The 26,356-nt window shown below is 73.2% G+C and carries 18 protein-coding genes, 1 pseudogene and 1 riboswitch; of the genes and pseudogenes, 6 read left to right on the top strand and 13 right to left on the bottom strand.

From position 1 onward, the window contains the following. A pseudogene (locus ACZ3TI_RS33520) lies at positions 1-162 on the top strand (ABC transporter ATP-binding protein); the annotation flags it as partial. 49 nt (positions 163-211) lie between these two features. Continuing rightward, on the top strand, positions 212-2,770 hold the full coding sequence (locus tag ACZ3TI_RS33515) for an ABC transporter permease (protein WP_465732964.1): 2,559 nt from the start codon (positions 212-214) through the stop codon (positions 2,768-2,770). Positions 2,771-3,099: 329 nt separating this feature from the next. Here the strand turns inward: ACZ3TI_RS33515 and ACZ3TI_RS33510 are convergent, their stop codons facing one another. From ACZ3TI_RS33510 to ACZ3TI_RS33480, 7 genes are all read right to left on the bottom strand, one after another. Further along, positions 3,100-4,467, bottom strand: a complete 1,368-nt coding sequence (locus ACZ3TI_RS33510) for an NAD(P)/FAD-dependent oxidoreductase (protein ID WP_465732962.1) — start codon at positions 4,465-4,467, stop codon at positions 3,100-3,102. Positions 4,468-4,894: 427 nt separating this feature from the next. Continuing rightward, positions 4,895-5,830: a Ppx/GppA phosphatase family protein gene (locus ACZ3TI_RS33505; protein ID WP_465732976.1), complete on the bottom strand. Its 936-nt coding sequence runs from the start codon at positions 5,828-5,830 to the stop codon at positions 4,895-4,897. A 2-nt stretch (positions 5,831-5,832) separates the two neighbouring features. Then, entirely contained in the window at positions 5,833-6,519 is a 687-nt protein-coding gene (locus ACZ3TI_RS33500; protein WP_465732960.1) for a DUF501 domain-containing protein, read from the bottom strand. Next, positions 6,491-6,973 (bottom strand): FtsB family cell division protein, encoded by a 483-nt coding sequence (locus ACZ3TI_RS33495; RefSeq protein WP_465732958.1) that lies wholly within the window; start codon positions 6,971-6,973, stop codon positions 6,491-6,493. The genes ACZ3TI_RS33500 and ACZ3TI_RS33495 overlap by 29 nt, the downstream gene beginning before the upstream one ends. Positions 6,974-7,091: 118 nt before the next feature. Next, a complete protein-coding gene (gene eno / locus ACZ3TI_RS33490; RefSeq protein ID WP_465732956.1) occupies positions 7,092-8,378 on the bottom strand; it encodes a phosphopyruvate hydratase in 1,287 nt (428 codons plus the stop codon). A gap of 253 nt (positions 8,379-8,631) precedes the next feature. Beyond that, positions 8,632-9,519: a LysM peptidoglycan-binding domain-containing protein gene (locus ACZ3TI_RS33485; protein WP_465732954.1), complete on the bottom strand. Its 888-nt coding sequence runs from the start codon at positions 9,517-9,519 to the stop codon at positions 8,632-8,634. Between the two features lie 5 nt (positions 9,520-9,524). Further along, positions 9,525-9,691: riboswitch (cyclic di-AMP (ydaO/yuaA leader) on the bottom strand. Positions 9,692-9,934: 243 nt separating this feature from the next. After that, positions 9,935-11,239 (bottom strand): cytochrome P450 family protein, encoded by a 1,305-nt coding sequence (locus ACZ3TI_RS33480; protein ID WP_465732952.1) that lies wholly within the window; start codon positions 11,237-11,239, stop codon positions 9,935-9,937. 300 nt (positions 11,240-11,539) lie between these two features. On the opposite strand from ACZ3TI_RS33480, the gene ACZ3TI_RS33475 reads away from it, so the two are divergent. Beyond that, the gene (locus tag ACZ3TI_RS33475; RefSeq protein ID WP_465732950.1) at positions 11,540-11,962 is read left to right on the top strand and encodes an SDR family NAD(P)-dependent oxidoreductase; all 423 of its coding nucleotides are present in this window, start codon (positions 11,540-11,542) and stop codon (positions 11,960-11,962) included. A gap of 39 nt (positions 11,963-12,001) precedes the next feature. Here the strand turns inward: ACZ3TI_RS33475 and ACZ3TI_RS33470 are convergent, their stop codons facing one another. Further along, positions 12,002-13,030 carry a nucleoside triphosphate pyrophosphohydrolase gene (locus ACZ3TI_RS33470; protein ID WP_465732948.1) on the bottom strand — a complete coding sequence of 343 codons (1,029 nt, stop codon included), beginning with the start codon at positions 13,028-13,030 and terminating at the stop codon, positions 12,002-12,004. A gap of 185 nt (positions 13,031-13,215) precedes the next feature. On the opposite strand from ACZ3TI_RS33470, the gene ACZ3TI_RS33465 reads away from it, so the two are divergent. Further along, entirely contained in the window at positions 13,216-13,422 is a 207-nt protein-coding gene (locus ACZ3TI_RS33465; protein WP_465732946.1) for a DUF4352 domain-containing protein, read from the top strand. A 130-nt stretch (positions 13,423-13,552) separates the two neighbouring features. Here ACZ3TI_RS33465 and mfd read toward each other — a convergent pair whose 3' ends face one another. The 4 genes from mfd to ACZ3TI_RS33445 form a co-directional block, all read right to left on the bottom strand. Continuing rightward, positions 13,553-17,182, bottom strand: a complete 3,630-nt coding sequence (mfd, locus tag ACZ3TI_RS33460; RefSeq protein WP_465732944.1) for a transcription-repair coupling factor — start codon at positions 17,180-17,182, stop codon at positions 13,553-13,555. A gap of 552 nt (positions 17,183-17,734) precedes the next feature. After that, a complete protein-coding gene (locus ACZ3TI_RS33455) occupies positions 17,735-19,174 on the bottom strand; it encodes a hypothetical protein (protein ID WP_465732942.1) in 1,440 nt (479 codons plus the stop codon). A 266-nt stretch (positions 19,175-19,440) separates the two neighbouring features. Continuing rightward, complete coding sequence (locus ACZ3TI_RS33450; protein WP_465732940.1) at positions 19,441-22,287, bottom strand: SUKH-4 family immunity protein; 2,847 nt, start codon at positions 22,285-22,287, stop codon at positions 19,441-19,443. Positions 22,288-22,372: 85 nt separating this feature from the next. After that, a complete protein-coding gene (locus ACZ3TI_RS33445; RefSeq protein ID WP_465732938.1) occupies positions 22,373-23,374 on the bottom strand; it encodes an HNH endonuclease in 1,002 nt (333 codons plus the stop codon). Positions 23,375-23,797: 423 nt separating this feature from the next. On the opposite strand from ACZ3TI_RS33445, the gene ACZ3TI_RS33440 reads away from it, so the two are divergent. Both ACZ3TI_RS33440 and ACZ3TI_RS33435 read left to right on the top strand, forming a co-directional pair. Then, complete coding sequence (locus tag ACZ3TI_RS33440; RefSeq protein ID WP_465732936.1) at positions 23,798-24,268, top strand: YwqJ-related putative deaminase; 471 nt, start codon at positions 23,798-23,800, stop codon at positions 24,266-24,268. Between the two features lie 92 nt (positions 24,269-24,360). After that, positions 24,361-24,903: an SUKH-3 domain-containing protein gene (locus ACZ3TI_RS33435; protein ID WP_465732974.1), complete on the top strand. Its 543-nt coding sequence runs from the start codon at positions 24,361-24,363 to the stop codon at positions 24,901-24,903. 72 nt (positions 24,904-24,975) lie between these two features. Here the strand turns inward: ACZ3TI_RS33435 and ACZ3TI_RS33430 are convergent, their stop codons facing one another. Continuing rightward, positions 24,976-26,244 (bottom strand): sensor histidine kinase, encoded by a 1,269-nt coding sequence (locus tag ACZ3TI_RS33430; RefSeq protein ID WP_465732934.1) that lies wholly within the window; start codon positions 26,242-26,244, stop codon positions 24,976-24,978. Positions 26,245-26,356 lie beyond the last annotated feature (112 nt).

Here is a 26,356-nt window from a genome sequence, read left to right as displayed (position 1 = left end):
CAGACCGTCGTCATGGTCACCCACGACCCCGTCGCCGCCTCCTACGCCGACCGCGTCGTCTTCCTCGCCGACGGCCGCATCGTCGACGAGCTCCAGACACCCACCGCCGACACCGTCCTGGACCGCATGCGCCGCTTCGACGCCAAGGGCCGCACCAGCTGACACCACGACAGCCCGCGCCCGCCCCACCGAACCTCCCCCAGGACACCCCATGTATCGCACCGCACTGCGCAACGTGCTGGCCCACAAGGGCCGACTGCTGATGACGGCGCTCGCCGTCATGCTCGGCACCGCCTTCGTGGCGGGCACCATGGTCTTCTCCGACACCTTCGCCAAGGCCATGCGGGACAGCAACTCCAAGAGCTACTCCGACGTCTCGGTCCAGGTGGTGGACCGCGCGGCCGGCTCCGGCGCCAGCGCCAGGCAGAAGAGCGAGAGCGGTTCCACCGCGATCACCGATGCCACCGTCCAGCAGCTGGCCGCCCTGCCGGGCACCGCCAACGCCCGCGGCGTGGTCAGCGGCTTCACCGGCGTCGCCGACAAGAAGGGCGAGCTGATCGGCCAGTTCTGGGCCGCGAAGGGCGCCAACTTCGCGCCCGGCCAGGACGGCAAGGACGCGCGCTACCCGATGGCCGAGGGCCAGGGGCCGAAGAACGGCAAGGAGATCGCGCTCGACCGCAAGACCGCCGACAAGGCGGGCTACCGGGTCGGCGACACCGTGCGGGTCGCCGCCAACGGCCCGGTCGTCGAGGCGAAGCTCACCGGCATCTTCACCACCGACGACCCGGTGGTGAGCACCGGCGGCACGCTCACCCTGTTCGACAAGGCCACCGCGCAGCAGCTACTCCTGGAGCCCGGCCGCTACAGCAGCGTCATCCTCACCGCCAAGCCCGGCACCTCGGAGGACGCGCTGCTCGCCCAGGCCCGGCCCGCGGTGCCGTCCGGCCACCAGTTCGACGTCGAGACCGGCGCCAAGCTCAAGGCCGACGAGCAGGAGATGATCACCAAGGGCACCGACAGCATGCGCACCATGCTGCTGGTCTTCGCCTTCATCTCGCTCTTCGTGGGCATCTTCATCATCGCCAACACCTTCACCATGCTGGTCGCCCAGCGCACCAAGGAGCTGGCCCTGATGCGCGCCATCGGCGCCAGCCGCAAGCAGGTCACCCGCTCGGTGCTGGTCGAGGCCCTGCTGATCGGCACCGTCTCGGCGGTGGCCGGTCTGGCCGCAGGCGTCGGGATCGGCGCGGGGATGCAGTCCCTGATCGGCGGCCTGAACGAGAACATGCCGAGCGGCGCCCTGGTGATCAAGCCGCTCACCGTGGTCGTGACCGTGGTGGTCGGCGTCGTGGTGACGGTCCTGTCCGCCCTGCTGCCCGCCCTGCGCGCCGCCCGGATCGCCCCGGTGGCCGCGATGAGCAGCGGCGACCAGCCGGCCTCCCAGAAGAGCCTGGTGGTCCGCAACACGATCGGCTCGCTGCTCGCCGCCGGCGGGCTGGCCCTGATCGGCTTCGGCGCCTCCACCGGCGACGACAGCGGCCGGATGCCGGTTGGCCTGGGCGCCTTCCTGGCCCTCATCGGCGTGTTCGTCCTGCTGCCGCTGCTCTCCCGGCCGGTGGTCGCGCTGATCGGCCCGCTGCTGCGCGGCCTCGGCGGCACCCCGGGCAAGCTCGCCCAGCAGAACGCGGTGCGCAACCCGCGCCGGACGGCGGCCACCGCCGCCGCGCTCACCATCGGCCTGACCCTGGTCAGCGGCCTCACCGTGATCGGCGCCTCGGTGAGCGACGTCGTCGACCGGGCGGTCACCAGCTCGATGAAGGCCGACTACATCGTCTCGGCCGCCAACAGCATGAACCTCTCCGAGCAGGTGCCCGCGCAGATCGCCAAGGCGCCCGGAGTGGTGGCCTCCTCGCCGATGACCGCCGCCTACTGGGAGCTCGACGGCACCACCAAGTCGATCACCGGCCTGGACGCGGCGAACTTCGACCAGCTGGTCGACATCACGCTGACCAGCGGATCCGCCACCGCGCTCGGCAAGGGCCAGCTGCTGGTGGACGAGGACGTCGCCAAGAAGTTCAGCGTCACCACCGGCTCGACGATGACCGTCTCCTACCCGGACGAGACCAAGGGCCGGCTCACCGTCGGCGGCGTGTACAAGACGGGCGGCATGCTCGGCCCGGTCCTGCTGGCCAACAGCGAGATCGCCAAGCACGAGCCGAAGCCGTACATCGCCGACGTCCTGGTCAAGGGCAAGGACGGCGCCACCGGCACGCTCAAGCAGTCGCTCAAGGACGCCACCGGCGCCAACCCGGTGATCGAGGTGAAGTCCAAGCAGGACGTGCGGGACGACTTCAGCCAGACCATCACCTTCGCGCTGAACCTGATGTACGGCCTGCTGGGGATGGCGGTCCTGATCGCGATCCTGGGCGTGATCAACACGCTGGCGATGTCGGTCTTCGAGCGCAAGCGCGAGATCGGGATGCTGCGGGCTATCGGCCTGGACCGCCGGGGCATCAAGCGGATGGTCCGTCTGGAGTCCGTGGTGATCTCGCTGTTCGGCGCCGGCATCGGCCTGTTGCTCGGCTGCTTCATCGCCTGGGCGATCAACGGCACCCTGAAGTCCAGCCTGGCCGGCCTGACCACCGTCCTGCCGTACGGACAGCTGGCGATGTTCCTGGCCCTGGCCGGGGTGGTCGGCCTGGTCGCCGCCGTCTGGCCGGCCCGCCGGGCGTCCAAGCTGGACATCCTGTCGAGCATCAAGACCGACTGACGGCACCCGGTCCCGCCCCGGAGGCGAGCGGGCGAGTCCCGCCCCGAGCCGAAGGGGCGCGCCGGTGCCGAAAGGGAGGAGCGAGGAGGCCCCGAGGTACGAGGGGCATTGGAGCGACGACCGTCGGCACCGGGTCCGAGCGCCCCGGAGGCGAGCGGGCGAGTAGCAGCGAGCCCCTGCCGGAAGGTTCCGGCAGGGGCTCTTCTGCTGCTGTACTCCGCCCGGTCGCACGGCCGGCTGAGCACCACGGAGGTCGTGGTCCGGCAACGTTGCCGGGCGGAGGGCCTCCGACTCATACCCCGGTGCTCCCACACCGGGGTCTCAGTCGCTTACTTGCTCGCGAGTTCCTTGTCGGCGGCCGGCTTGGCGGCCTCGACGGGCTTGGTGGGCGGGGTGACCTCCTGGATCGGAAGCTGCGGCTTCTCCATCTGGGAGAGGCCGACCATCTCGCGCTTCAGGAACATCGCGAGCGTCCAGTCGGTGAAGACGCGGACCTTGCGGTTGAAGGTCGGCACCATCGCACCGTGGTACAGGCGGTGGAACCACCAGGCCGGACGGCCCTTCAGCTTGTACTTGCCGAAGAGGATCGCGACGCCCTTGTGCAGGCCGAGACCGGCGACCGCACCGAGGTTCTTGTGCTTGTACTCCTTCTGCGGGAAGCCGCGCATGCCGGAGATCACGTTGTCGCCGAGGACGACGGCCTGACGGCAGGCGTGCTGCGCGTTCGGCGGGCACCAGGCGCCCTCGCCGGCGGCGAGGTCCGGGACCTGCGCGTTGTCGCCGGCGGCCCAGACGTAGTCGAAGCCCTGGACCTGCAGGGTCGGCGCGGTGTCGACGTGGCCGCGCGGGCCCAGCGGCAGACCGAACTCGGACAGCACCGGGTTCGGCTTCACGCCGGCCGTCCACACGATGGTGGAGGCGTCCATCTCCATGCCGTTCTTCAGCATGACGTGGCCGTCGACGCAGGAGTCCATCGAGGTCTCGATGTAGACCTCGATGTTGCGCTCCTCGAGCTTCTCCTTGGTCCACAGACCGAGGTCCGGGCCCATCTCGGGGAGGATGCGGTTGGCGGCCTCGACCACGACGAAGCGCATGTCGTCGCGGCTGACGGTCCGGTACAGCTTGGACGCGTCGCGCGCCATGTCCTCGATCTCGGCGATCGTCTCGATGCCGGCGAAGCCACCGCCGATGACGACGAAGGTCAGGGCCTTGCGGCGGACCTCGGCGTCCGTGGTGGACTCGGCCTTGTCGAGCTGGGCCATGACGTGGTTGCGGAGGCCGATGGCCTCCTCGACCGTCTTCATGCCGATGCCGTTCTCCGCCAGACCCGGGATCGGGAAGGTGCGGGAGACCGAGCCGGTCGCGACGACCAGGTACTCGAAGGGCAGCTCGTAGCTGTCGCCGGCCGCGGGCTGGATGGTGGCGACCTTGCGGGCGTGGTCGATGCCGGTGACGGACCCGGTCAGCACCTCCGCCTGCTTGAGGGCGCTGCGCAGCGGCGCGACGAGGTTGCGGGGCGCGACGTTGCCGCCGGCCGCCTCGGGGAGGAAGGGCAGGTACGTCATGTACGACCGCGGGTCGACGACCGTGACGGTCGCTTCGCCGTAGCGCATCTTCTTGAGGATGCGCATCGCGGCATACAGGCCGACGTAACCACCGCCGACAATGAGGATGCGAGGACGCTCCGTGGTGCTCATATCCGAAAGTATCCAGCACCGTCCGGAGCAGCCTTCGTGAGCCCGGTCACAAGCTCACGGACCCCCCGTGCTACACTGCGCGGCCACAAATCCGACCCCGGTCCTTGCGCTCACGACCCTCCGCGACCCCTGGTGAACACGCGCCGGAGCACCACCCTGCTGAGCAGCAACGATCCGCACAGTGCCCGGGTTCCCGCGCGTGATTTCGATTTTCAAACCTCGAACGAGCCCTGACCTGCGATCCAGTGGGCCTCACGCCGGGCGGGCCTTCGGTCCCACAATTCGGACGTAGCGGGCGGGCGGGTGCGACGAAAGGCCGGATCGCCATGTGAAGAAATTCACGAACTTTTCCGCGCGACCCCGGGCGCGCCCCGGCCCCGGCCCCCGAAAGGGGCGCCGGGGCCGGCCGGGTAAGGCCCGCAAGGGATCAGGGGGCGATACCCCAGGCGATGCCGTCGAGGATGTCGTGCTCGCTCACGACCACCTCGGCGGCGCCGGTCCGCTCCATGATCTCCAGCAGCTCCAGCGCCCCGGCCGCGATCACGTCCACCCGGCCCGGGTGCATCGACGGGATGGCCGCGCGCTCGGCGTGGGTCGCGGCCAGCAGCTCGCGGGCGATCTCGGCGACCCGCTCCCGGCTGATCCGCGAGTGGTGGATCGCCTCCGAGTCGTAGCCCGGCAGGTCCTGGGCGATCGCGGACACCGTGGTGACCGTCCCGGCCAGGCCCACCAGGGTCGCCGCGCCGGTCAGCGGGACGACCTCCTCGGCCTTGTCCAGCTCGGCCCGCACGTGCGCCCGGGCCTCCGCGATCTGCTCCTCGGAGGGCAGCTCGGCACCGCCGAAGTGCCGCTCGGTGAGCCGCACGCAGCCGATGTCCACCGAGCGCGCCGCCTGCACGTCGTCCGCTCCGAGCACGAACTCGGTGGAGCCGCCGCCCAGGTCGAAGACCAGGTACGGAGCCGGGAGCTGACTACCGGTCAGCTCCTTCGTGGCGCCCAGGAAGGACAGCCGCGCCTCCTCCTCGCCGCTCACCACCTCGGGCTCGACGCCCAGGATGTCCCGCACGCCCTTGACGTACTCGTCGCTGTTCTCGGCGTCCCGGGAGGCGCTGGTGGCGACGAAGCGGAGCCGGTCCGGGCCGACGCCGAAGCCGGAGATGATCTCCTGGTACTCCCGGCAGGCGGCGAAGGTGCGGGCCAGCGCGTCCGGGTGCAGCCGGCCGGTCTGGTCCACGCCCTGGCCCAGCCGGTTGATGATCATCCGGCGGTCGAGGTCGGTGATCTCGCCGGTCTCCGGGTCGAGGTCGGCGACCAGCAGCCGGATCGAGTTGGTGCCGCAGTCGATCGCGGCCACGCGGGTCATGGTCACTGCGACTCCTGGCGCCCGTCGGCGGCCTGCGCCGCCGCGTCCTGCTCGGCGCGCTTCTTGGCGGCGCGCTCGGCGGTCTTCTGCTGCTTGGCGGCGATCACGGACTCGTGGTCCTGGTCCTTGGCGCGGTTGCGGGCGACCCGCTCACCGGCGGCCTGGACCTCGGCCGGGGAGACGCACGGGCCCTTGGCCCACCAGTCCTCCAGCATGCCGATCGCCTCGTCGCCGAGCGGGTTGACGCCCTCGCCGGCCGCCAGCGAGTGGCCGACCAGCACGTGCAGGCACTTCACCCGGTCCGGCATGCCGCCGGCGCTCGGGAAGCCCTCCAGCACCTCGATCGCGTCGCGCCGGGCGATGTAGTCCTCGTGCGCCTTCTGATAGGCGGCGGCCAGCTCCGGGTCCTCGGCGAGCCGGGCGGTCTGGTCCTTCATCACGCCTTCCGCCTCCAGGGTGCCGATCAGCGAGGCGGCCTTGGGGCAGGTCAGGTAGTAGAGCGTCGGGAACGGCGTGCCGTCCGGCAGCCGGGGGGCCGTCTCCACGACGTCCGGGTTCCCGCAGGGGCAGCGGTGCGCCACGCCGCGCAGACCGCGCGGCACCCGGCCGAGCTGGGCGGCGATGGCCGCGACGTCGGCGTCGGAGACGGTGGGGTGGTTCTCAGTGGTCATGGGGGGAGGTGTCTCCAACGGGGGACGGTGGGAGCGGAAGGGGTTTGGCGGGGGCCGGAGCGGCGGTGTCGGCGGCGTCGACCGAGTCCCAGATGCTGGCGTACCAGGGCTTGGCGGCCTGCGCCTGGCCGGCTGCCACACCGGTGGCGGGGGCGCCGGCGGCGGACGAGGAGGGCTTGGCGGAGGCCTGGCCGGCCGGGTCCACCGCGATGTACGGGGTCTCCCCCGGCACCGCGTAGTGCAGCCGGGCGCGCGCCTGCGCCTTGACGTACTCCGGGTCCTGCCAGCGGGCCTTCTCCCGGCGCAGCTGCTCGACCTGCTGGCGCGCGTGGTCGGCCTTCGCCCGCTGGGCGGAGATCTCGGCGCGCTGGGAGATGAACTGCCGCGTCGGGTAGGCGAGGATCGCCACCAGCGAGCAGAGCACCAGGACGAGGACGGTCGCCCGGCTCGTGAACCGAGGCCGGGCCGCCAAGCCCGGGATCCTCCAGCCTGCCATCTCCCGTATCCCCTCCTGGTCGCGACGGTGCCCCGCCGTCCACCCTACGGGGTGAACGGCGGGGCACCGGTCAGGCTTGCGCTACCTCGCGGTCTCAGGCCTCGTGCTTGAACCGGGGGAAGGCGCCGCGGCCGGCGTACTCGGCGGCGTCGTCGAGGATCTCCTCGATGCGCAGCAGCTGGTTGTACTTGGCGACGCGCTCGGAGCGGGCCGGGGCGCCGGTCTTGATCTGGCCGCAGTTGGTGGCGACGGCCAGGTCGGCGATGGTGACGTCCTCGGTCTCGCCGGAGCGGTGCGACATCATGCAGCGGTAGCCGTTGCGCTGGGCCAGCTCGACGGCGTCCAGGGTCTCGGTCAGCGAACCGATCTGGTTCACCTTCACCAGCAGCGCGTTGGCGGTGCCGGTCTCGATGCCCTTGGCCAGGCGGGCCGGGTTGGTGACGAACAGGTCGTCGCCGACCAGCTGGACCTTGTCGCCGAGCTTGTCGGTCATGGCCTTCCAGCCGTCCCAGTCCGACTCGTCCAGCGGGTCCTCGATGGAGACCAGCGGGTACGCGGCGACCAGCTCGGCGTAGTACTCGATGAGCTCGGCGGAGGTGAGGGACTTGCCCTCGAACTGGTAGGCGCCGTCCTCGTAGAACTCGGAGGCGGCGACGTCCAGGGCCAGCGCGACGTCACGGCCGGGCACGTAGCCGGCCTTCTCGATGGCCTCGGTGATCAGGTCCAGGGCCTCGCGGTTGCTGTCCAGGTTCGGCGCGAAGCCGCCCTCGTCGCCGAGGCCGGTGGACAGGCCGCGCTCCTTCAGCACGCCCTTGAGGGTGTGGTAGACCTCGACGCCCCAGCGGACGGCCTCGGAGAAGGACTCCGCGCCGATCGGGGCGATCATGAACTCCTGGATGTCGACGTTGGAGTCCGCGTGCGAGCCGCCGTTGAGGATGTTCATCATCGGGACCGGCAGGACGTGCGCGTTCGGGCCGCCCAGGTAGCGGAACAGCGGCAGGTCGCTGGCCTCGGAGGCGGCGTGCGCGACGGCCAGCGAGACGCCCAGGATGGCGTTGGCACCGAGCGAGGACTTGTCCGGGGTGGCGTCCAGGTCGAGCATGGCCTGGTCGATCAGGCGCTGCTCGGTGGCGTCGTAGCCGACCAGCTCCGGGCCGATCTGCTCGATGACGGCCAGGACGGCCTTCTCCACGCCCTTGCCGAAGTAGCGGTTCTTGTCGCCGTCGCGCAGCTCCAGCGCCTCGAAGGCGCCGGTGGAGGCACCCGACGGGACAGCGGCACGACCCGTGCTGCCGTCGTCGAGGCCGACCTCGACCTCGACCGTGGGGTTGCCGCGGGAGTCGAGGATCTCACGGGCTACGACGACATCGATGGACGGCACGAGGCATCTCCTTGCGGAAGCTGGTCCGGCTGACGGTGGCGCTGACAGCAGGACGATTGCGGAGTCGTTACGCAGCAGAGCCTAACCGCCCGGGCTCCCGGGGCCACGCCGACCTCGGTCCCGTCTCAGCGTGTGGCCCCTCTACCCACCGGTAGTTCACCTGCTTGTCCCAGCTTGTCCGACCGGGGCGGGCGAATGCGGACGAAGGGGGCCGGCAGGGCCGCCCCCCTTCACGCGTCGCGGCGGGAGCGGCTCAGCCGAGGTGCAGCACCTGGCCGGGCAGGATCAGGTTCGGGTCGCCGCCGACGGTGCCGTGGTTCTGCTCGTACAGCGCGTGCCAGCCGCCGGACACGCCCTGGGCGGCGGCGATGGTCGACAGGGTGTCACCGGCGCGGACGGTGTAGTCGTGGCCGGACGCCTGAGCGGCCTGCGGCGCGTACTGCTGCTGCGCCTGCGGGGCGTAGTGCTGCTGGGCGGCGGCGTGGCCGGCGTACTGCTGGTAGACGCCCTGGTGGCTGGTCCAGTACCAGGCGCCGTTGTTCTGGTACCAGTACACCTTCGCGTCCGCGTCCCAGCCGGCCTTGCCGGAGAAGCCCGGGGTCTGCGGCTGCGCCTGCTGCTGCGGGGCGGCCTGCTGCACCGGCTTCGGCGCGGGCTTCTGCGCGGTCGGCTGCTGCACCGGCTTGGGGGCCGGCTTCTGCGCCTGCTGCTTGGGGGCGGACTGCGGCTTGGAGTCCGAGGTGTCGACGGACGCCGGGGCGCCGCCCTTGGTCAGACCGGCCTTGACGGAGCAGACGGGCCAGGCGCCCGGGCCCTGCGAGGCGAGCACCTTCTCGGCGACCGAGATCTGCTGCGCCTTGCTGGCCTGGTTGGCCTGCGGCGCGTAGGAGGTGCCGCCGTACGCCTTCCACGTGCTGGAGGTGAACTGCAGGCCACCGTAGTAGCCGTTGCCGGTGTTGATGCTCCAGTTGCCGCCGCTCTCGCACTGGGCGACGGCGTCCCAGGTGGAGACCGGGGCGGCGGAGGCGCCGGTGGCGGTGAGGAGCGGCATCGCGAGTCCGACGCCGGCCACACCGGCGACGGCGATGGCCTTCTCGGCCTGGGTGCGACGACGGTGGCGGCCAGTTCCAACGAACAGCATGAAGAGGTCCCTCTCCGCACGCCTGCGAGGTGAGCTGTCGGGTTCGGACCGGGAGGTGGCCCGGCCGCCGTACGCGGAAACGATTCCGCTCGGGCGGCTTCACCCCAAGCCGTGGGGACGGCAACAAACCTGGTTCCCCCGCCCCTGCCCAGGGTTCTGGTCGGTTTCCCGTGACGCGGCGGGCAGGATTCGGCGTTCCGCACACGGGGTCCGCAGCTGCGAACTCCAGGGAGAGTAGACAGATCCTCAGACCAATCACAAGCTCATATCACCGATATCACACAGAAATTACGGCGTGTGTCCGATCGCCTACCAACGGCGCCGCTATGTCCGGATTGATGGATGTTCACACCGTCATAGGAGGCTGCCGGGCGACGTTTCGTCAGCGCGCCATCCGGCCCGCCGTCAGCTCGTGTCAGTTCGTCAGGGGCGCGGAAGGGGAGTGCGGAGGCGTATGCGGGGAGCGGCTCTCCGGACTGAATTCAACCGGGAGTTCCCGCAGGCCACGCATGATCAGACCACCTCGCCAGCGAAGATTCTCCGGGCTTTCCGCGAGCCGCAGATCGGGCAGTCGGGAAAGCAGTGTGGCCAGCGCGGCACGCCCTTCCAGGCGGGCCAGCGGAGCACCGATGCAGTAGTGGATGCCGTGGCCGAAACCCAGGTGCGGATTGTCCGTCCGGGCCAGGTCCAGGGTGTTCTCGTCCGCGAACCGGTCCGGATCGCGGTCCGCGGCGGCCAGCACCACCAGCACCGGATCGCCGACCGGGATCTCCACCCCGCCGATGGTCAGCGGCTGCGTCGCGAACCGCCAGGTCGCCAGCTCCACCGGCCCGTCGTAGCGCAGGAGTTCCTCGATCCCCGTCTCCAGCAGCGCGCTCTCCCCGCGCGCCACCGACTCCTGCAGCAGCCGGCGCTGCTCCGGATTGCGCAGCAGCGCGTACGTCCCGTTGCCGATCAGGTTCACGGTCGTCTCGAAGCCGGCGAAGAGGAGGATGAAGGCCATCGCCGCGGCCTCGTTCTCGGTCAGGTGCTCACCGTGGTCGCTCGCCCGGATCAGGCCCGAGATCAGGTCGTCCCCGAGATCCGCGCGCTTGCGGTGGATCAGCTCCAGCAGGTACGCCCGCATCCGCTTCACCGCCCGCCCCACACCGCCGCGTTGGCCGCCTCCGTGCCGGATCATCATCCCGGCCCAGTCGCGGAAGTCGTCCTGGTCCTCGGCCGGCACGCCCAGCATGTCGCAGATCGCGTAGATGGGGAGCGGGAACGCGAACTCGTGGATCAGGTCCGCCGAACCGCGCTGCGCGAAGCCGTCGATCAGCCGGTCGGTGAGCTGCTGCACCCGCGGCTCGAACTCCGCCACCCGGCGCGGGGTGAACGCCTTCGACACCAGCCGGCGCAGCCGGGTGTGGTCCGGCGGGTCGATGTTCAGCAGGTGCGTCATCAGGTCCGCCTGCCGCTCCCCCGGGATGCCCACCCGGCCGGTGCGGTGCGCCTGCTCGCTGTGGTGCGCCGGGTTCTTCGACAGCCGACTGTCCGCGAGCGCCTGCCGGGCGTCCGCGTACCTGGTCACCAGCCAGGCCTCGACCCCGCTCGGCAGCTTGGTGCGGTGCACCGGCGCGTGCTCGCGCAACCAGGCGTAGGCGGGGTACGGGTCGGCGGCGAACTCCCAGGTGAACAGCTGCGGGGCGGAGGGCTGGGCGGGGTCGGGCTGAGCTGGCATGGGTCGACCGTATCCGGTGGGTGCGCGGCCCCCTCCCGTCGGCGGTTCGCCACCCCCGTGTCAACGGTGTGCGACCGGCGCGCCAACGCTCCGTGGACGGACGGCGGACGGCCCGTGGACCGCCGGTGGCCTGTCCGTGGAAGGTCCGTGAACGGCTCTTGGGCAGCTCTTGGCCGGACAGCGGGCGTGAGCCTGGTCACCTGAGGGGTAATCCCTGTTGCGGAGGGTGGGGACGTGCCTACGATCCTCCGCAGTACGCGTGGGCGCCGGTGCGGTGTCGCCCACAGGGAGGAGCAGACCATGCAGGTCAGCGGGTCAGTCGTCGTCATCGCGGTACTCGACGGCGGGTCGGGCGCCGACCTCGCCCGCCGGTTCGCCGCGGCCGGCGCCGCCGGAATGCTGATCGCCGACCAGCACGTCGGCATCGCCGAGGACCTCGCCGCCGAACTCGACCGGCCGGGCTGCCCCGTCGTCGGCGTCTCCGGCGACATCCGCCGCCCCAGCGACGTCGCCGCCCTCGTCGACACCGCGGAGAAGCACCTCGGGCCGATCGACCTGTTCGCCGTCGCCGGCCCGGACGGCGAGCGGATCATCTCCCTCGCCGACCTGCCCGACCACCTCGACCTGGAACGCCTCGCCGAACTCGTCGTCCTCGTCGGCGAAGCCATCGGGGAGCTCGTCCCGCAGCGGCGCCCGGTCGAGAGCCCCGCCACGGCGGCCTGAACGGCTGCTCCTGCTCCGCTTGGCCTGGCATGCCGGCGCCTACTGTCCGTCCGGCTTGAGGCCCTCGGCGGCGCGCACCGCGTCCCGGTAACCGCGCGCGGCCGAACGCAGCGCCGCGTCCACGTCCACCCCGGCGTCGTGCGCCCGCTGCGCCACGGCGAGCAACAGGCGGCCCGCCGACTCCGCCGTCAGCTCGGCCGGCAGCTCGTACAGCTCATCCGACACCCCCGTGAAGCCCGCCCGGCGCACCCGCGACACCAGCTTCGCCGTGTACGCCAGCGAGGGCAGCCCGGCCGGCACGCCGTCCAGCACCGACTCCCGGTCCGACTTCTCCGCGGCCTTCAGCTGCTCCCAGTTCGCCTCCACCTCGGCGGCGCCCTGGGCCTCGGCGTCCCCGAACACGTGCGGGTGCCGGTACATCAGCTTCTCGACGATGTCACCGGCCACGTCGTCGACCGTGAACGGCTCCGTCGGGTGCTCCTCGGCGATCCGGGAGTGGAAGAACACCTGGAGCAGCACGTCGCCCAGCTCCTCGCGCAGCGTGTCCCGGTCCCCCTCCTCGATCGCCTCGACCAGCTCGTACGCCTCCTCGACCAGGTACTTCACCAGGCTCCCGTGCGTCTGCTCGGCGTCCCACGGGCAGCCGCCCGGCGAGCGGAGCCGGTCCATCACCGTCACCAGGTCCAGCAGCCGCGACCCCGGCAGGTCGTACGAGCCCGGCAGCACCTCGATCTCCGGCACCTCGCCGGCTCGCTCCACCGCGAGCCGCGCCAGCGCGTCGGTCAGCCCCGGATCCCCGTCCGGGCTGCCCAGCCACACCGTCGCCCCGGCCCCGGCGGGCTGCTCGGTCAGCAGCCGCGCCAGCGCGGGCGCCGACCCGGCCGCCACCACCTCCACGGCCACCCCGGCCTGCCGCACCGCCATCACCTGCGGATGCCCCTCGTCCCCCACCAGCACCCGCCCCGCCGACCGCAACGCCTCCCACGCCGGCCACGCCAGCAACCCGGGAGCCACCCGGTGGGTGGTGGTCAGCAGAATCAACTTGGCACCCGGAACATTCGTCGTCACACCCCCGAACCTACCCGCCCACCCCCACCTCCGCGGCCCTCACCCGACGCACCCCATCGACAGCGGAAGTCGGCTCGGCCGACCTCCTGCGCCAGGGCCGAAACAGAAGCCTCTCGATGCCCGGGGCGGATGACGTGACGCTGGTGAAGGTGGTCGACAACGCCGAGGGCGCCGACGAGTAGGTGGTGGACGCCCAGGGCCGGGCCTACGGCACGACGATCGCGGACACCAAGGCCGGTCCGAGCTTCCAGGTCCCCGCCAACATCGCCTCCGGCGAGAGCGGCCTCGGCTTCGTCACCTTCGAGGTCCCGAAGGACACCAAGCTCGACAAGGCCCAGTTCGGTCTGGACAGCGGCTTCGCCCCGCAGACCGGCCAGTGGAAGCTCGGCTGACCCGCCTCGGCCCGCTCACAGCCACCCGTCCGCACCCGCCCCGTCCACAGCCGGACCCGTCCGGGCGCGAACGCGGAACGGCGGCCCCGGGCCGAAGCCCGAGACCGCCGTGAACCCGCCCCCGCAGGTGCTACTTCTTCGCCCCCGCCAGGTCGTCGAACATCGCCGACAGGAACTCCCGGCACCAGCCCAGCAGCTCCCGGCCGACCAGCGGCTTGCCGCCGATCCGCCCGGTGCTCGGGCGCGGCACCAGGAGCTGCTGGGCCGCCGCCTTGACCTGGCTGCGCGGGTAGAGCCGGTTCAGTCGCAGCTGCTGCGACTCCCGCAGCTCCACCGGCCCGAAGCGGACGTTGGAGCCCTGCAGGGTGATGTCCGAGATGCCGCACCGCCGCGCGTACAGCCGCAGCGCCGCGACCAGCAGCAGGTTCTCCACCGGCTCGGGCAGCTTGCCGTAGCGGTCCACGAGTTCGTCGCGGACCTGCTGGATGTCGTCCTCCGAGTTGACCGCCGCGATCGAGCGGTACGCCTGCAGCCGCAGCCGCTCGCCGGGCGCGTAGTCGTGCGGCACGTGCGCGTCGACCGGCAGCTCGATCTTCACCTCCAGCGGCTCCTCCTCCGGCTCCCCACCGCTCGCCAGCGACTCGCGGAACTCGGCCACCGCCTCGCCGACCATCCGCATGTAGAGGTCGAAGCCGACGCCCGCGATATGCCCGGACTGCTCGCCGCCGAGCAGGTTGCCGGCCCCGCGGATCTCCAGGTCCTTCATCGCGACGTACATGCCGGCGCCCATCTCGGTGTGCTGGGCGATGGTGGCCAGGCGCTCGTGCGCGGTCTCGGTGAGCGGCTTCTCCGGCGGGTACAGCATGTACGCGTAGCCGCGCTCGCGACCACGCCCGACCCGGCCGCGCAGCTGGTGCAGCTGGGAGAGGCCGAAGGTGTCGCCGCGTTCCACGATCAGGGTGTTGGCGTTGGAGATGTCGATGCCGGACTCCACGATCGTGGTCGACACCAGGACGTCGAACTCCTTCTCCCAGAAGTCGACGACGACCTTCTCCAGCTGGGTCTCCCCCATCTGCCCGTGCGCGGTGGCGATCCGCGCCTCGGGCACCAGGTCCTTCAGTCGCGCGGCCGCCTTGTCGATCGACTCGACCCGGTTGTGGATGTAGAACACCTGGCCCTCGCGCAGGAGTTCACGCCGGATCGCGGCCGAGATCTGCTTCTCGTCGTACGGTCCGACGAAGGTCAGCACCGGGTGCCGCTCCTCCGGCGGGGTGGTGATGGTGGACATCTCGCGGATGCCGGTGACCGCCATCTCCAGGGTGCGCGGGATCGGGGTCGCGGACATGGTGAGCACGTCCACGTTGGCCCGCAGCTTCTTCAGCTGCTCCTTGTGCTCGACGCCGAACCGCTGCTCCTCGTCCACGATGACCAGGCCGAGGTCCTTGAACCTGGTCTCCGAGGAGAACAGCCGGTGGGTGCCGATGACGACGTCCACCGAGCCTTCGAACAGCCCCTCCAGGACGGCCTTGGCCTCGCTGTCGGTCTGGAAGCGGGACAGCGCCTTCACCGTCACCGGGAAGTTGGCGTACCGCTCGGCGAAGGTCGAGAAGTGCTGCTGCACCAGCAGCGTGGTCGGCACCAGCACCGCCACCTGCTTGCCGTCCTGCACGGCCTTGAACGCGGCCCGCACGGCGATCTCGGTCTTGCCGTAGCCGACGTCGCCGCAGATCAGCCGGTCCATCGGGACGGACTTCTCCATGTCGGACTTGACCTCGGCGATGGTGGTCAGCTGGTCCGGGGTCTCCGCGTACGGGAAGGCGTCTTCCAGCTCGCGCTGCCACGGGGTGTCCGGGCCGAAGGTGTGACCGGGGGCGGCCATCCGCGCCGAGTACAGCTTGATCAGGTCGGCGGCGATCTCCTTGACCGCCTTCTTGGCCCGCTGCTTGGTCTTCGCCCAGTCCGCGCCGCCGAGCCGGTGCAGCGTCGGGGCCTCGCCGCCGACGTACTTGGTGACCTGGTCGAGCTGGTCGGTCGGCACGAACAGCCGGTCGCCGGGGTGGCCGCGCTTGGCGGGGGCGTACTCCAGCACCAGGTACTCGCGGGTGGCGCCCTGGACGGTGCGCTGCACCATCTCGACGTACTTGCCGACGCCGTGGGCCTCGTGGACGACGTAGTCGCCGGCGACGAGCGCCAGCGGGTCGATCGCGTTGCGGCGGCGCGAGGGCATCCGCCGCATGTCCTTGGTGGAGGACTTCTGTCCGGACAGGTCGGTCTCGGTGATGACCGTGAGCTTCAGGGCCTCGTCCACGAAGCCGTGCTCGATCGAGCCGCAGGAGACGTAGACGACGTCCCGGGTGGGCGCTTCGGCGAGGTCGGCGACCAGCCGGGCCGGAATGCCCTCGTTGCCCAGCACCTCGGCGAGCCGGGAGGCGGGCCCGTGGCCCTCGGTCACCATGACGACCCGCCAGTCGGCGGCCAGCCGCTCCTTGGCGTCGGCGATCGCCCGGGCGGTGTCGCCCCGGTAGGCCTCGACGGCGTGCATGCCGAGGGTCAGCGTGTTGGTGTCGACCTCCAGGATGCCGTGGATGGTCGACTCGCTGGTCGCGAACGGGCTGACGGACCACCAGGGCAGCCCGATCTCGGCGGCGTGCTCGCGCACCTCGGCGAGCGAGCGCAGCGAGGCGGCGGAGACGTCGATCGTCTCCAGGTCGATCGGCCGGTCCCCGCCCGCCGCGGCCGCGACCCAGGAGGCGTGCAGGAACTCCTGGCTGGTCGCCACCAGGTCGGCGGCCCGGGTGCGGACCCGCTCGGGGTCGCAGACCACCGCGACCGAGCCGAGTGGCAGGACGTCGACCAGCAGCTCCATGTCGTCCACCAGCACCGGCGCCAGCGACTCCATGCCCTCGACCGCGATGCCCTCGGCGATCTTGTCCAGGATCTCGGCCAGCCCCGGGTGCTCGGCGGACAGCTCGGCGGCCCGCGCCCGCACCTCGTCGGTGAGCAGCAGCTCACGGCAGGGCGGCGCCCACAGACCGTGCTCGGCGATCTCCAGCGAGCGCTGGTCGGCGACCTTGAAGTAGCGGATCTCCTCGACCTCGTCGCCCCAGAACTCCACCCGCAGGGGGTGCTCCTCGGTCGGCGGGAAGACGTCCAGGATGCCGCCGCGGACGGCGAACTCGCCCCGCTTCTCGACCAGTTCGACCCGCGCGTAGGCGGCCGCGGCGAGCCGGCGGGCCACCTCCTCCAGGTCGTGCGACTCCCCGCGCCGGACGGCCACCGGCTCCAGCTCGGCCAGCCCCTTGACCTGCGGCTGCAGCACCGAGCGGACCGGGGCGACGACCACCTGCACCGGCCCGGCCGCCGGGTCGTCCGCCCGCGGGTGCACGATCCGGCGCAGTACGGCCAGCCGGCGGCCGACGGTGTCCGAACGGGGCGACAGCCGCTCGTGCGGCAGGGTCTCCCAGGCGGGGTACTCGGCGACTGCGTCGGCGGGCAGCAGCGAGCGCAGCGAGGCGGCCAGGTCCTCGGCCTCCCGGCCGGTCGCGGTGACGGCGAGCACCGGGCGGCCCCGGTCCCCGGCGGCCTGCCCGGCGAGCGCCCGGGCCAGCGCGGCGATGGCGAACGGCCGGGCGGCGGGCGGCCCGACCAGGTCCAGGTGGCGGCGTCCGCCGGCCGCGGCTCCGGTGGCGGTGGCCGCCTCGATCGCCTCGGCGAGCGCCGCGTCCCGCGCGACGACATCGAGCAGTCCGGTCAGGCTCATCTGGGGTCTCTTCTTCGTCCCGTGGCTGGAGCTGCCCCCGGGCGGAGAGGGCCCGCCAGGGCAACGCGAACGGCCCGGCACGCCGAGCGGCCGGGGGTCTCCAGCCTACGCCGCGGCACGGACACGCACGCGGCGCACGGCCCCGGCGGGGCCGGGCGGGGACGAACCAGCCGCGCGCACGCGCCGAACCGGGCGCGGCCATCCGCCACGAACTGGACATATTCCTGTCACTGGCTGTCCATGGAGATCGTTCACCATGGTGAACGTGCCCGTCGCACCCAACCGTGGGGGATGGCTGTGGCGGCACTGTCGCACCCCGATGGGGGTCGGTGGTGCGAGGCCGGGCGACCCTGGGTGGGGGCGCCCGCCCAAGCGCCGGGAACCGTGGCGCCCTTTCCTGGAGGGCGCCACGGGTCTCGGCCTACTTCTGTTTTCGCCTGATTCCGCTTCGCCCGCTTCTGTTTCGCCCGCTTCTGTTCGCCGTGTGCCGGTCGACCGCAACGCGAAGGCCCTGACCGCCCGGCAGGAGGGGTCAGGGCCTGGCGTGAGCCGTCAACGACGGCGGTAGCTCACGGTGTTGGGGGTCGCGTAGTCGCTGCCGTCGTCCACGATGATGATTTTCGGGATGATCCGGGTCTCCTCCTGCGGCTCCCGCTCCGCACCGGCGGCGGCCTTCCCGTCCGTACCGCCGTCCCCGTCTGCCGTCGCCGTGGGCGGCGAGGCGGGCGGCGAGGCGGGCTTCGGCGGGACCGCCACCGGGGCGACCGGCCCGGTCACCACGCCGTCGGCGGACGGCTTGGCGACGCCCCCGCCGACCACCGGCGACCGCAGCACCGCCGTCGCCTTGTCCTTCCGCAGGGCCACGCCCGACGAGCCCGCGACAGGCGCCGGAGCCTCAGCGGGGGCCGACGAGTCCGAGGCGGAGTCCGGAGCCGGGGCCGGGGCCGCGACCTTCACCGAGGCCTTCCGCAGGTCGGCCACCGGGATCTCGCCGGTGTCCGCCTCCGAGTCCACCGGAGCCTCATCGACAACCGCGTCCGCCGGAGCCGCCGCCGCAGCCTCGCCCCCGCCCGCGTCCTCGTCCGAGTCCGCCGCCACAACCGTGGCCTCGATCTGGCCGACCGCCGCCCCGGTGAGCGAGGCCAGCGTGGCCTTGATGTGGTCCAGATGCTGCTGCACCGTCTCCAGCCGGGTGTCGAACTCGCGCTGCTCGCGCTCGCTCTCCGCGTTGATCTTCCCGGCCTCCCGGCGGGCCTGCTCGATCAGCTGGTCGGCCTTGGCCTGGGCGTCCGTCTCCAGCTGCTTGATCTGGTTCAGCACGGTCTCCCGGTGCTGCTCCGCCTCCTTGACCCGGCGCTCGGCGGTCGCGGAGACCTCGGCCTCCTCGGTGTCGGCCTTGGCCTGGGCCGCGGCGAAGGTCTCGTCGGCCTTGCGGCGCCGGGCGGCCAGCTCGGCCTCGGACTGCTCGTCGGCTTCGGCGGCGGCCACCCGCACCTTGGCGGCGTAGGCGGTGGCGGCGTCCCGGGCGTCGCGGCTCTCCCGGTCGGCGTCGGCGCGGATGCCCTCGGCCTCGGCGCGGGTGCGCTCGTCGGTGCGGCGGGCGGCCGCGTCGGCCTCGACGCGGGTGGTGGTGGCGTACTCCTTGGCGGACCGGGCGAGCTCCTGCCCGGCCTCGTAGACCTCGTCCCGCAGGTCCTCGGCGAACCGCTCGGCCTTCTCGCGGACGGCGCGCCCCTCGTTCCCGGCCATCACGGCCAGTGCGGCGGCCTCCTCGCTGAGCACCTGGTAGTCGGGCTCCGGGGCTTCATCGGCGGCCCGGCGGATGTCGGCCAGCCGCGCCTCCATCTGCCGGATCCCGGCTCCCAGGACACTCAGCCGTTCCCACGCCTCGTCGCGCTGCGCGGTGAGCGCGGCGAGGGCTCGCTCGACCTGCTCGGGCGCGTAGCCGCGCCGGGCCTGGGTGAAGCCGTTCTGGGGGACGGCGTCGCTCATGGGCTCTTCCCCTCGTTTCGCGGGCTGCGGAGCCCATGATCGGACGGAACGACCGGATCCGGAACCGGTTCGGAGACCGGGGCCGAATTCGGTCGCCCTGCGGACCTGAATACGTCGAGGACCGGACGAATAGCCCCATCCTCTTGCCCTATTTTGCGCAGATCCGGGCAAAACCCCAACGAGGCACAGCCACCGCGGCACGCCGGAAGGGCCGTCCCGGACACCGGAACGACCCCTCCCCACCTGCGAGGATCCGTGACGGTCCGCTACAGCAGGCCGTCCCAGAACTGCTCCAGCAGCACGGCCCACCAGGTGTCCGCGTTCTGCAGGGCCGCCGGGTCGATCGCGGCGAGCTGGGCCTGGAAGTCGGTCGTCCAGCGACCGGCCTGGTCCGGCGTCAGCCCGTACCGCAGCCGCCACATCCGGCCCAGCAGGGCCAGGGAGCGGACGAACTCCGGTACACCGCTGTTGACGAACCGTGGCGGCTGACCGGTTCCATCGACGTCCACCGCGACCACGTTCGCGGTGCCGTACTGGACGCACAGCTGGCGGCCGTAGTCGTTGCCGAGCACCAGGTAGCCGCCGAAGTCCGGGCCGGCGGGCAGGCCGCGCTCGGCGGCCAGCTCGGCCAGCGTCGGGATCGGGCGGCCCTCCTGCGCCTGCGCCCAGAAGAACGGCCCGAAGTCGCGCGGCAGCCCGGCCCACATCAGGCTCTGGGACACCGGCTCGGGCACGCCCTGGCGGGAGACGGCGCGCTGCTCGTAGCGGAACACGTTCTGCCCGAAGGCGGTGCCGATCTCCTGGGCGAGCTGCTGCGGCGGGAGCGGCGGCAGCGCCTGGACCGTCCCGGGCGCGGGCAGCGGCACCCGGAACGGGCGGACCCGCTGGGCGCCGGAGGCCAGCTGGTGCAGCTCGTCCAGGTGGTCGAGCAGCTCGGCCATCCCGGCCTGCCGGGAGGCGTGGTCGCGGCCGTACGGCGCGGTGTGGGTCAGCCGGACGTTCGGCCAGGACGCGGCGATCATGCGGTTGCAGTAGCCGCCGGGCAGATCGCAGGACTCCAGCTCGGTGTAGAGCTCCAGCACCTGCTCCGGCGGCACGTTGAGCCGGCGCAGGTCCTGGAGGATCTTCCACTCCGGGTGCGGGGTGCCGGGCTCGCTGCGGTGCAGCAGCTTCTGCTCCGAACCGTCCGGGCCCCGGTAGCTGAGCGCGGCGAAGTACCCCGGGCCGACCGCGGGCACCCCGGGGGGCACCGGCGCGGGCTGCGGCGAACCGGTCACCGCGGCCGGGGGGACGACCCCGGCGGCGCCGCCCGCGTTCGGGTAGCCGTAGCCGGCCGCGGGCGCGGCAGGGGCCGCCGGGCCGCCGGGCGGCGGCGGGACGGCGGGGCCGCCGGACGGCGGGGTGCCCGGGTCCGCCGGGCCGCCGAGCAGCGCCGGGTCGATCGCGCTCGCCAGCTGGGTCGCCTCGTACGCCACCCCGGCGGAGGGGGTGCCGCCGGCCGGGGTGCCCTGGGGGGCCGGGGCGTCGCCGCCGCGCAGGCCCGCCGGCGCCGGCGGCGGCGGGGCCGAACCGGTCGCGCGGCCGCCGGAGGCGCCGGCGGGCACACCGGAGCCCGAGGTGTGCTTCAACTCGGCGGGCGGGGGCGGCGGCGGCGCGGAACCGCCGCTGCGGCCCAGCCCACCGGGAGCGACGCCCGCACCGGACGCGCCGGCGGGGCCGCCACGCAGCGCGGCCGGCGGGGGCGGCGGCGGGGCCGAGCCCGGGGCGCGGCCGAGCCCGCCCTGCGGCGCGGCGCCGGCGGGCGTCCCCCCGGGTGGGGTGCCGGGCGGGGTCGCCGGGGCGCCCGGCAGACCACCGAGCCCGGGCACACCACCGGGCGGAGCGAGCATGGTCGGCGCGTGCTCCACCGGGGCACCGGGCGCGGGCGGGGTCGCCGGAGCACCCGGCAGGCCCATCAGCCCGGGCACACCACCGGGCGGAGCGAGCATGGTCGGCGCGTGCTCCACCGGGGCACCGGGTGCGGGCGGGGTCGCCGGAGCACCCGGCAGGCCCATCAGCCCGGGCATCGCGTCCGGCGGCGCGAGCAGCGTCGGCGCCGGCTCGCCGGCCGGGGCAGGAGCCGGCGGCGGGGTCTGCGCGGGAGCCGGGGCCGGCGGTGCGGCCGGGGGCTGCTCGGCGGACGGCGGGACCGGGGGCACGGCGTAGCCGCCGCTCGCCGGCGGCATCAGCATGGTCGCGGCCTCGGCACCGGCCGGGGCGGGCGCGTCCGGCAGGTCCGAGCCGGTGGTCCGCAGCCCGTCGGGCATCAGGACGGTCGCCGCCTCGGCACCGACCGGAGCGGTCGGCGGCGCGACGGGCGGTGCGTACGGCGCGACGGGCTCGACGGGCGGCGGGAGGGGGACGGCGGTCCCCGGCTGCGGCGCGAGGAACGGCTCGTCAGGGCCGGGCGGCGGGGCGAGCATGGTCGGCGCGTCCCCGGCGGGCCGGTCGGAGACCGGCGGCTCGGTCAGCACCGCGGGCGCAGGCGCCACCGCCGGAGCGAACGGCTCCTCAGCGACCGCGGGAGCAGACGCGGGAGCAGACGCGGGAGCAGGCGCGGGAGCGGGAGCAGGCGCAGCCGCAGGCGCGGGCACGGGCGCGCCCTGCGGGGCGGCCGAACCGCTCCCCAGCCGCTCCGCCTCCGCCGCGATCGCCGCGGCCCCCGCCTCCTGCAGCCACTGCGGCGGGCTGAGCAGGAAGGACGTCGCCTCCACCGGCCCGGGCGCGGGCTTCGCCGCACCGGCCGGGTTGGCCGCGACCGGCCGCCCGTAGACCTCCTCGTACTGCCGGACCACCTCGTTGACGGGCAGCGCCGGCCAGAGCGTGCTGGCGCCCGAGTCCCGGGCGATCACCAGCCGCGCCTCACCCGAGCCCGCACCGCTGAGGCCCGTGCTCGAGCCCGAGCCCGGACCGCCCGGGCTGTCCGGACCGGTGTCCCCGTCCCCGGGCGGCATCGCCCAGCAGACGAAGCCCAGGTCGAACTCCCGGACCCGCACCTCGCGCTGCTGCGAGCGCGGCACCCCGCCGTTGATCCACTCCTCGGCGAGTTCCTGCGCCTGCGCGTACGTCACCACGCCCGGTTCACCCCTGTCCGCATCCTCTTCGTCCCCCGTTCCACCAGCACCGTCGCGACCGGCGCGACCACCGAGCCCCCGCGCATCAGCCCACCGGGACGGCCCGGGCGAACCCGCCGTCCACCATCAGCTCCGCGACCGTCTCCAGCTCCGGCGGGCTGCCGGCCAGCCGCAGCAGGAAGGCGTCGAAGTCCTCGCCGCAGGGCAGCAGCAGCCGGGCGCAGCGCTCCTCCGGGGGCTCCGGGGCGCCGGAGTCGCGGGCGTCGTCGTACAGGTGGAACCACACCGAGCCGGTCTGCTCGCCGCGCACCTTGAGGGCGACGAGGCCGCCCTGCGCGTAGGCGATGCCCAGGTAGTCCTTGGTGAGGTGGTCGCGCAGGCACTTGTTGGCGTACACGACGTCCTCGGTGCCGTACTCCTCGGTGAGGGTGAGGAACGGCTGGTCGAGCAGCAGCCCGAGCTCGGTGTCCAGCGCCACCCCGACCGGGGCGCGGCCGCCGCCCAGCTTGAGGAAGGTCCGGTAGGCGCCGGGCAGCCGGTAGCCGAGGCGCTCCTCGGCGCGCTGCACCAGGTCCTCGGGGACGCCGATCGGGTCGCCGCCGTCCCCGGCCAGCGAGAAGTGGACGGGCCGGCGCTCCTGCAGCGGGCGGGTGCCGCGGCGGGTGTGGTCGGCGGCCGAGGTGGCCAGGCCGCCGTGGTGCCGCAGCAGTGCCTTGACCTCGACCGGGACGAGCTCCATCCGCCGCCAGCCGGGGGCCGCCCGGCCGACCGCGTGGTGCCAGGTCCAGCCGGGCGGGGTGGCCACGGCGGTCGCCAGGTCGGCCCAGAGCGGGTGGCCCTGGGTGTAGAGGGCGGCGTTGGCCGAGACGTAGTCGGTCAGCCGCAGTTCGTCCACGCCGAAGCCCTCCGGCGGGTCGGCGACCTCGGCCGCGGCGGCGGCGTAGGGGCCGAAGTCCGGGTAGCCGTACTCGTCCACGCTGACCCCGGCGGGGTGCCGCTCCGCGCGGACCGGATCCGGGAACTGCACCACCTGACCTGCGTACGCCGCGTTCGGTGCGGCGGCGACGCCGGGCCGACCTGTCGTCATCTGGGAGCCCCCACTGGCTGCTGCAAATACTCGGTCCTTGCTGGGCACCAGCCTAGGGCCTGCCTTCAACCCCCCGTCTGCCAGGCGGCGAAGGGACCGGTTCACCGCCGGGCACCCCGGGACTGCGCGGTGTCCTCCACCCTCGGCCGCCCGGCGGCCGCCTCCAGCAGCGTCCCCGTCGGGGCGAGTTGGCCGGGGAGGCGGACGGGCGGCGGCGCGGCGGCGTGTTTCGGCACATCAGCGGACAAGTCGTGACGAGTGGGTGCGTATTCGGTCGGCATCGGGTGACTACCTGTCCGGTCCGCCCCGGTATCCGAAACCGCCGCACCCCGGTTGTACGGATGTCGGTGTCGTTTGACAGGCTTGCCCACGACCGGCCGGGCCACTCCGGCCGACGCCGGGTAACGAGGAGGAGGACGACGGATGACCACCGGTGAGCCGGCGGACCCGCCCGTGCTGCGCCACCACCGCGACAGCCTGCTGCCCGCCGTCGCCGCCGCGCTGTCGGTCAAGGGCGGCAAGGCCGGCGAGGTGCACACCCTGGTGGGCGGCAAGGACGAGCGTCGCCCGGTCCTGCACCACCTGGTCACCGGCTTCCTGGACACCCTGCCGCCGGAGGCCCGCGAGCGGTTCACCGGCCGCTGCCCGGAGGCCGTCCTGCTCTCCCGGTACCTGACCGCGGTCGACGGGCGGCGCTCCAAGCGCGCCGCGCGCAAGCCGATGAGCCTGCCGGAGGCCCGCAAGGCGCTCAAGGGCTCCCGGATGACGACCGTCCGGATCCGTGAGGAGGGCGACCCGGCGCACGGCACCCACGCCCCGCCGTGCCGCTCCTGCGCCCCGATGCTGGAGCACTTCACCGTGCAGAGCGTCGCCGTCGGGCCGCCCGCGCGCTGACCGGCCGAACGTCGGCCCGGCCCGTCCCCCGTCCCCGAGCCCTGGAGTCCACCCTGAATCCGCCCAGCCCGCCCCCGCCCCCGCCGGCCACCCTGTCCGCGACCGCCGGCCCAGCCACCGGTGGCGCAGCCACCGGCACCCTCGGGCGGACCCGCCCACGCTTCCCCGCCGACGTCGCCGCCGAGCTCAAGGCGGCCGGCTGGCACCCCGGCCGCTGGCAGATGGGACAGGCCGAGGAGTGGGCCGACACCCTGGTCGGCTACGGCGCGCCCACCGGCGCGGCGCACGCGGTGTTCCCGGCGGCGGTGGAGGCCTGGGCCGAGTTCGGCGGCCTCGCCTTCGACCTGTCCGGCCCGGGCCGTCAGCTGGCCCGCACCCCGTTCCTGATCGACCCGCTGTGCGGCCTGCACCAGCCGCGCACCCTGCTCGACCTCGGCCGGGCGCTGGGCACCCAGGTCGCCCCGCTGGGCGAGGAGGCGTACGGGCAGGCGCTGCTGGCCGTCGACGAGGAGGGCCGGGTCTACAGCCTGGACCACACCGGCGAGTGGTTCCTCGGCCACGGCATCGACCAGGCGATCACCGCCCTGGTGCTGGGCACCGCCCTGGAACGGCTGCGCACCACCGAGGGGTCCTGAGAAGCCGAGGGGTGCTGAGAAGCCGAGGGGTGCTGGGAAAGAGGCCGGGGACGGCCGGGCGGCCGGGAATCCCTACCGCAGCCGCTCGGCCCGTACCGCCAGCCGGGACGGCAGCACCGCCTCGACCCGGAAGCCGCCGTCCGCCTCCGGTCCGGAGGAGAAGGTGCCGCCCAGCGCGATCACCCGCTCCCGCATCCCGACCAGCCCGTTGCCCCCACTGGGCAGCTGCGCGGCGGCCCGGTCCCCGCCCGGGCAGGCGTTCACCACGCTCACCCGCACCCCGTTCGGGGCGTACGCCAGCAGGACGGACACCTGTGCCCCGCCCGCGTGCTTGTGCGCGTTGGTCAGCCCCTCCTGGACGACCCGGTAGGCGGTCTGCTCGGCCTCGGCGGTGAACTCCTGCCGGCTGCCGCTGACCGTCAGCGTCACCGCCATCCCGGCCGCCCGCGACTGGTCCACCAGCCGCGGCAGCACGGCCAGCGAGTCCGGCTCCGGCGACCGCTCGTCGTCCATCCGCAGCACGCCGAGGATCTCGCGCAGCTCGTTCAGCGCCTGCCGCCCCACCTCGCCCATCAGTTTGGCGCTCTGCGCGGCCTTCTCCGGATCCTTGACGGCGATCCGCTCCAGCGCCCCGGCGTGCACCACCATCAGCGACACCCGGTGCGCCACCACGTCGTGCATCTCCCGGGCGATCCGGGTGCGCTCCTCCAGCCGGGCCCGGCGGGCGCGCTCCTGCGCCTGCTCGGCCAGCAGGTCCAGCTCGGTCTCCAGGCCGTGCGCGCGGTCCTTGAGCGACTCGATCAGGCGCCGCCGCGCGCCCACGTACAGGCCGGTCACCACCGGGGGGACGGTCAGCCCGACCGCCACCAGCACCGCGATCAGGACCTGGCCCCACAGCGGCGGCTGCTCCACCGTCGAGTCGCCGGGCGTCAGCATCGACACCATCATCACGGCGACCGCCTCGGCGAAGGCCAGCGCGGACAGCGCCACCACCCGCCAGCGCCGCGTGGGCCACTCCCAGGTCTCCGCCAGCGTGTACAGCGCCACCACCAGCAGCAGCACGCCGAGCATCCCGGGCATCGCGACCAGGGTGACCAGCACCGGGACGGCCGGCCAGCGCCGGCGCAGCACCAGTGAGCCGCCGGCGAGCGTGCCGAGCACCGCGATCCCGGCCGTGCCCGCGGTGGTCAGGTCCACCCGGGCGGAGAGGAAGGCGATCGTGCTGAGCGCGCACTCCAGCGCGGCGAGCAGGGCCAGCCCGATGTCCAGGAAGGCGCTGCGCGGCCGCTTCCACCACCAGAACGACCGGTCCTGCGCGCGCTCCCCAGGCGACTTGCTCATGACCGACAGCGTATGCGCCAACCCCCACCCCTCCCCACCGGGATTGTCCGGCACACCTCCCCGGCCCGCCAAGTGGTCCAGACCACAGGTGCTTCACGGCAGCCCTGTCCGC

This window comes from Kitasatospora sp. NPDC023120 (assembly GCF_055560835.1).
The sequence above is the reverse complement of the archived record's forward strand: the minus strand, read 5'-3'. Positions and strand labels throughout refer to the sequence as shown.

Coding starts and splice junctions, on each gene's coding strand:
- ACZ3TI_RS33515 (WP_465732964.1), top strand. CDS start 212: ATGTATCGCACCGCACTGCGCAACGTGCTGGCCCACAAGGGCCGACTG.
- ACZ3TI_RS33510 (WP_465732962.1), bottom strand. CDS start 4,467: ATGAGCACCACGGAGCGTCCTCGCATCCTCATTGTCGGCGGTGGTTAC.
- ACZ3TI_RS33505 (WP_465732976.1), bottom strand. CDS start 5,830: ATGACCCGCGTGGCCGCGATCGACTGCGGCACCAACTCGATCCGGCTG.
- ACZ3TI_RS33485 (WP_465732954.1), bottom strand. CDS start 9,519: ATGCTGTTCGTTGGAACTGGCCGCCACCGTCGTCGCACCCAGGCCGAG.
- ACZ3TI_RS33480 (WP_465732952.1), bottom strand. CDS start 11,239: ATGCCAGCTCAGCCCGACCCCGCCCAGCCCTCCGCCCCGCAGCTGTTC.
- ACZ3TI_RS33475 (WP_465732950.1), top strand. CDS start 11,540: ATGCAGGTCAGCGGGTCAGTCGTCGTCATCGCGGTACTCGACGGCGGG.
- mfd (WP_465732944.1), bottom strand. CDS start 17,182: ATGAGCCTGACCGGACTGCTCGATGTCGTCGCGCGGGACGCGGCGCTC.
- ACZ3TI_RS33455 (WP_465732942.1), bottom strand. CDS start 19,174: ATGAGCGACGCCGTCCCCCAGAACGGCTTCACCCAGGCCCGGCGCGGC.
- ACZ3TI_RS33445 (WP_465732938.1), bottom strand. CDS start 23,374: ATGACGACAGGTCGGCCCGGCGTCGCCGCCGCACCGAACGCGGCGTAC.
- ACZ3TI_RS33440 (WP_465732936.1), top strand. CDS start 23,798: ATGACCACCGGTGAGCCGGCGGACCCGCCCGTGCTGCGCCACCACCGC.
- ACZ3TI_RS33430 (WP_465732934.1), bottom strand. CDS start 26,244: ATGAGCAAGTCGCCTGGGGAGCGCGCGCAGGACCGGTCGTTCTGGTGG.